Source organism: Parasutterella muris, from assembly GCF_943193095.1.
Lineage (GTDB): Bacteria > Pseudomonadota > Gammaproteobacteria > Burkholderiales > Burkholderiaceae_F > Parasutterella > Parasutterella muris.
In genome coordinates this window covers 1-5,336 of sequence record NZ_CALPCV010000051.1, presented here as the reverse complement: position 1 = coordinate 5,336, position 5,336 = coordinate 1, and the positions used below count along the sequence as shown (strand labels likewise).

Here is a 5,336-nt window from a genome sequence, read left to right as displayed (position 1 = left end):
GATCAAACTCTTTTGTTTAATCTCTGTTGTCGCTCGAATCACTCTCTTGGTGTTTGACGGAGTATTTCTACTCCTTCATCCAATAAGTGCGAGCTAAAAATTGCTTCGCGAATTCAGTCTTCTAAACCCGCTTAAATCTTCAGCGCCCGCTCTTATCGGTCGTCGATAAATTTTTAAAGAACTTTGTTTTCGCTGTCGTGTTGATCAGCGAGGATGCAAATTATGAAGTTGATTTTTATAGCTGTCAACCAAAACTCTATATTTTTACAATTAGAAACATTTGTCAGTTAACTTTTATTGCTTAATCAACGGGTTATAAATGTTTCTTTTTAGCCACGGGTATTCAGCCAGTCAATCATCGGCTGATTATGCTGCTTCAGCCATTCGTTCGCTTTTTGGAAATGACCGTTCCCTATAAACGGCTCAGGCGCCTTTGTCGCTGACAATGGCGAGGGATGGTTGCTTTCGAGAATCAGAGCACTTCCGCCGCAGCTTTCTATGAGTGCGCGCTTTTTCTTCGCATGGTTGCCCCAAAGCATGTACACGATCGGCCTGCCCTGCCGGCTTGTCTCACGAATAATTTCGTCGGAGAGAAGTTCCCAGCCCTTCTTCGCATGTGAGCCCGGCTCCTTCATTCTCACTGTAAAAACAGAATTCAAAAGCAGAACACCTTGCTTTGCCCAGCCGGTCAAATCTCCGCTGACAAAATCATGCGGACCGTATTCTCTCTGAATTTCCTTGAAGATATTCCTGAGGCTCGGAGCCGGACGATTCTCGGGGCCGACAGAAAATGCCAGCCCATCCGCCACTCCGGGCGTATGGTACGGATCCTGGCCGAGAATAACGACACGTACGGATTCCGGTGAAACCAGCTGCAGCGCGCGGAAGGGATTCGGCGGGTAGACTTCCGCACCGCGTTCACTTTCCTGACGCAGAAATGCCTCCAGCATTCGGCCTTTCGGTGAGTTGGCGAATTTTTCGACGGTCTCTTTCCATCGATTTTGTATTTCTATTCCAAGCATAGTTATCCGATGAATTTAGAAACTTCGGATAAGGTCGAAATAATCGCCTCTGCCCCGTCCCGTTTTGCGATTTCTGACAGCGGTATTCCTTCGCTCCAGCCTGTGGACACTAGCAGACACGCAACACCGGCAGCCTTGGCAGACTGACTGTCATTGCCGGAATCTCCAACCATTATTGCCTGCCCCGGCTCGACACCCAGTTTTTCACACGCAAGAAGAACCGGTGCCCCCGAGGGCTTGGGAGAAGAAGCGGAATCTCCTCCGATAATGACGTCAAACAAATCTTTTATGCCCGCCTGTTCTAAAACTTCAAGCGTCATGTTGTAGGGTTTGTTTGTCACCACTGCAATCTTCAGTCCCTTTTTCTTAAGAGACTCAATCACCTCTTTTGTTCCCGGGTAGATGGTTCCTTTGTCATACTCCCCCTTCTCGGTATGCAAAAAAAGACTCTTCACTGCGAGTTGGTAAATTTGATCGTCCAGCGGAGCATCCATCGATTCCGTCATTGCCCGGCGCACTAAAACAAGCATGCCTTTTCCGATATAGCGTCCCACGATTTCTTCGGACAACGGCGGTTTTCCAAAGTCTTTGCGCATAAGGTTGACCAGCTGTGTCAGACCTTTAACCGTGTCAATCAATGTCCCGTCAAGATCGAATAAGACGGTTCTTACGTCTTTCACGTTCATTCGGAAATATTCTCCAGCTCTTTACGCATTGAATCGATAACGGACTTGTAATCCGGCTGATTAAAAATCGCGCTTCCGGCCACAAATGTATCGGCTCCTGCTTGTGCGATTTCTCTAATGTTCGAAACCTTAACACCGCCGTCTACTTCCAAGAGGACTTTCCTGCCGGTCGCCTCTTCATAGGTGTCCAATAAAGCACGGCACTCTCTGAGCTTACCAATCGTCGTAGGAATGAAAGACTGACCGCCGAAACCGGGATTCACACTCATCAGAAGCACCATATCGACATTGTCGAGCTCATAGTGCAGATACTCCAGACTTGTTGCAGGATTCAGTGCCAAACCTGATTTGCATCCGTGCTCGCGAATCAGGTTCAGAGTCCGATCAACATGTCGGCTCGCTTCCGGATGGAAAGTAATGATATTAGCTCCGGCTTTTGCAAACATCGGGATCAGATCATCAACCGGTTCAACCATCAGATGAACATCAATCGGCGCCTCTGTATGAGGACGCAAAGCCTTACAGACCATCGGGCCGACCGTCAGGTTCGGAACATAATGATTGTCCATCACATCAAAGTGAATCCAATCAGCTCCGGCCGCCACAACGTCTCGAACTTCCTGACCGAGACAGGCAAAATCCGCTGAAAGAATTGAAGGTGCAATACGAAATTTCGACTTGTCCATATAAAACTCCTTTTTCGCAATTTTATCGCTAAGACAGAACGCCTTTACTCGCTGTACGGCATAGGTTTTGTTGTTGAATTTTTCTGATAGCCGCAGTGAACGAACCTGAATCTTTGGCCTCAAATCGCTTTTTAGTCTCGCGTTTTAAACGAAATGTTCATACAATCCCTACAAATCACTGCGTTTACCATGCAACCATGACATTCGAAAGAAAAACTCTTCTGCCCGTCTCTATCCTGGCGGCACTTCTGCTTTGCTCCTGTTCAAGCACGACGAAGAAAGAAGATATTACGGAACCGACTGAAGAAGCGGTTCGTTATGAGATCAGCTCTTTTGACGAGTTGCCTTCGTCAGACTCGCAAGATTGGGCCGCCGCGCTCTCTGCATTCAAGGTTTCATGCCGATCTTTCGGGAAGAAGGCCGACTGGAAAGATGTCTGCTTCAAGGCTCAAAGCACGGACAGCTCGGAGGCTGAATCCTTTTTCAAGAATAATTTCACTCCCTGGCAAATCTCCACACAGGTTATCGGCAAACAAACCGGAACGGTTTACTCTAAATCCGACAAAGGTCTGATGACGGGATACTACGAGCCGATGCTCAAAGTTTCATCTGTACGCACCGCCAAACATACTATTCCGATCCTTTCAACGCCGGATGATCTGATTATTGTGGATCTCGCCTCTCTGTATCCGAAATTAAAAGGGATGCGTCTGCGCGGAAAGGTAGAAGGCAGAAAACTCGTTCCTTATGATTCACGCGCTCAAATCATCAAGCGCCACGATCTGGATAAAAACGCGATAGCCTGGAGCTCAGACCCTGTCGCCGTCTTTTTCCTGCAAATTCAGGGTTCGGGAAGACTGCAGACTGAAGACGGAAAAATGATCCGCGTCGGTTACGACGATCAGAACGGCCATCCCTACAAGGCCGTAGGTTCATGGCTGGTTGAAAAAGGCTATCTGAAGCGACACGAACTCTCTATGCAGAATATTCGCGCGTGGGCGTTCCAAAACCCGGATAAGGTCGACACACTCTTAAATCAAAATCCGAGTTTTGTCTTCTTTAAACCGCGTGAGGCAGATAACGCAGATGAAGGACCAATCGGCGCTCAAGGACTGCCGTTAACTCCCAAAGCCTCCGTCGCGGTTGACAGGAAATATATTCCTCTGGGTACGCCGCTTCTCGTGTCTGTTTCCCAAAGCTCTCCCGCTCTTGAATTCGTCCGACCGGTTGTCGCACAGGACACGGGCGGCGCTATCAAGGGCCCTATTCGGTTTGATTACTTCTGGGGCTTTGGAGATGAAGCAGGCAGCCAAGCAGGGCGGCAAAAGAGCTCCGTCAGCGCTTGGCTTCTTCTTCCTAAAGGTGTGAGACCAAATTAGAGTTTTTACAGAGATGCTCAATCTTGGAGACAAGCTCTAAAGCAGTCATAAAACCAAACGGGCCGTCCCCGTTGCCAAGATAAACGGCCGGGACGGTTTCGTTTTTCAGCTCATCAAAAAGTTTGGTGTTGCGGTCAACGATCTCGCGCTGCGCCTCTCCGGCTACGGCCTTAGGCTTTTCTTCATTCATGATCCAGTTTTTCCAGGCTTCATGCGGATTCTTCGAGGCGTAAATCGCTGCTGAAAGTTCTTCCGATTCTTCTCCCAACACGGATGTTAAGAAAACATAGAAATCGATGTCCGTCAGCTTGTCGATGTCCTCTTCAAAAAAACGCTTGCACCATGGGCAGTTAGGATCAACAAAAACCGCTACCTTGTACTGACCGGCACCGAGTTTGATCTTAATTGAGTCATCTGTCGGCCAAGCATCAAAATCAAATTTTTTCATATAAAAAACCTCCCTTTGCGTTTCATTCAAATATAAAACGCTTGGGAGGTTTAGCTGTTCAAATCAGCCCATACCGAGAGTTAATTTTTCTTAGGCTCGACTGCCAGCATCTTTTCTAAGTATTCCAGGCTTACCGCCCCCGGCGCTCTCTGCCCGTTCGGAACAAAGACCGTCGGAGTTCCGGTGACCTGAAGTCTTCCGCCTAAATCAATGTTTCTGTCCAGAGCCGATGTGTCGCACTTCGGATCTTTAGGTGCGGCAGACTTGCCTTCAATCATTTGCGCGCGCCAAGCGGCTCCTCTGTCCTTCGCGCACCAAATCGCTTCGCTCTGCTCACGGGAATTGGCGCGAATCACAGGATAAAGGAACGTATAGATGGTCACATCGTTCATATCCTTCAGAGTCGCTTCAAGCTTTTTGCAGTATGTGCAGTAAGGATCGGAGAAAACCGCTATCTTCCTTGACCCGTTCCCCTGCACGACTTTGATCGCGTCATCCAAGGGCAGCGCTGAGAAATCGATCTTGTTAAGACGGTCTTTCGTCTCTGCAGTTAAGTTTCTCTGCGTCTTGGTATCAAAAAGCTGCCCCATAATAAGAAAATCTGCATTCTTATCCGTGTAGAGAATGTCGGGACCTACAATGGCCTCATACAGCCCGGGAAACGCAGTCTCCGACACTTCGCTGACATTCGTTCCGAGCCTGCCGATCAGTTTTTTTCTTAAACCTTCCAGTGTGAAGGGCTCCTCGGATGACTGCTGCTGCGAAGTGGCTTCAGTCTGGACCGCGGGAGCCGGTGCCGCGGACTGCGCAAGGGCCGCTCCGCAGGCAAGAGAACCGCTGAAAAAAAGCGCGGCAGAGATTTTCCTAAGTGTAGTCATGTGTTCTCCGATAAATTTTCCAAATTTGTATCCCAACAAGCTGAAAGCTCCATTAATGGAACCGCTTTGAAATCAGTTGATACACTATACAAATCTTTTGCTTCTCTTTCTCAACACAAAAGATAGATTTCGTGTATAGTTTGCGGCTCTGAAACGAAAAACGGCTAGATAGCTCAGTTGGTAGAGCAGCGGATTGAAAATCCGCGTGTCGGTGGTTCGATTCCGCCTCTAGCCACC

At 48.4% G+C, this 5,336-nt stretch carries 6 protein-coding genes and 1 tRNA gene; 2 read left to right on the top strand and 5 right to left on the bottom strand.

Annotated features, from left to right (window positions below):
* Positions 1 to 329 precede the first annotated feature (329 nt).
* Genes NFR90_RS11365 through rpe form a run of 3 tightly spaced genes read right to left on the bottom strand, consistent with a single transcriptional unit; the run spans position 330 to position 2,394 of the window.
* Entirely contained in the window at positions 330 to 1,022 is a 693-nt protein-coding gene (locus tag NFR90_RS11365; protein ID WP_251453118.1) for a uracil-DNA glycosylase, read from the bottom strand.
* Positions 1,023 to 1,024: 2 nt separating this feature from the next.
* Positions 1,025 to 1,708 carry an HAD-IA family hydrolase gene (locus tag NFR90_RS11360; RefSeq protein ID WP_251453117.1) on the bottom strand — a complete coding sequence of 228 codons (684 nt, stop codon included), beginning with the start codon at positions 1,706 to 1,708 and terminating at the stop codon, positions 1,025 to 1,027.
* Positions 1,705 to 2,394: a ribulose-phosphate 3-epimerase gene (rpe, locus tag NFR90_RS11355; protein ID WP_160336287.1), complete on the bottom strand. Its 690-nt coding sequence runs from the start codon at positions 2,392 to 2,394 to the stop codon at positions 1,705 to 1,707. Before rpe ends, NFR90_RS11360 begins: the two co-directional genes overlap by 4 nt.
* A gap of 197 nt (positions 2,395 to 2,591) precedes the next feature.
* Here rpe and mltA point away from each other — a divergent pair, with 197 nt between their 5' ends.
* A complete protein-coding gene (mltA, locus tag NFR90_RS11350) occupies positions 2,592 to 3,773 on the top strand; it encodes a murein transglycosylase A (RefSeq protein WP_251453116.1) in 1,182 nt (393 codons plus the stop codon).
* Here the strand turns inward: mltA and NFR90_RS11345 are convergent.
* Together NFR90_RS11345 and NFR90_RS11340 are read right to left on the bottom strand one after the other, a co-directional pair.
* Entirely contained in the window at positions 3,751 to 4,221 is a 471-nt protein-coding gene (locus NFR90_RS11345) for a thioredoxin fold domain-containing protein (protein ID WP_251453109.1), read from the bottom strand. The genes mltA and NFR90_RS11345 overlap by 23 nt on opposite strands.
* An 80-nt stretch (positions 4,222 to 4,301) precedes the next feature.
* The gene (locus NFR90_RS11340) at positions 4,302 to 5,099 is read right to left on the bottom strand and encodes a DsbC family protein (RefSeq protein ID WP_251453107.1); all 798 of its coding nucleotides are present in this window, start codon (positions 5,097 to 5,099) and stop codon (positions 4,302 to 4,304) included.
* Between the two features lie 162 nt (positions 5,100 to 5,261).
* Here NFR90_RS11340 and NFR90_RS11335 point away from each other — a divergent pair.
* Positions 5,262 to 5,334 (top strand) — tRNA-Phe (locus NFR90_RS11335).
* The last annotated feature ends 2 nt before the right edge of the window (positions 5,335 to 5,336 follow it).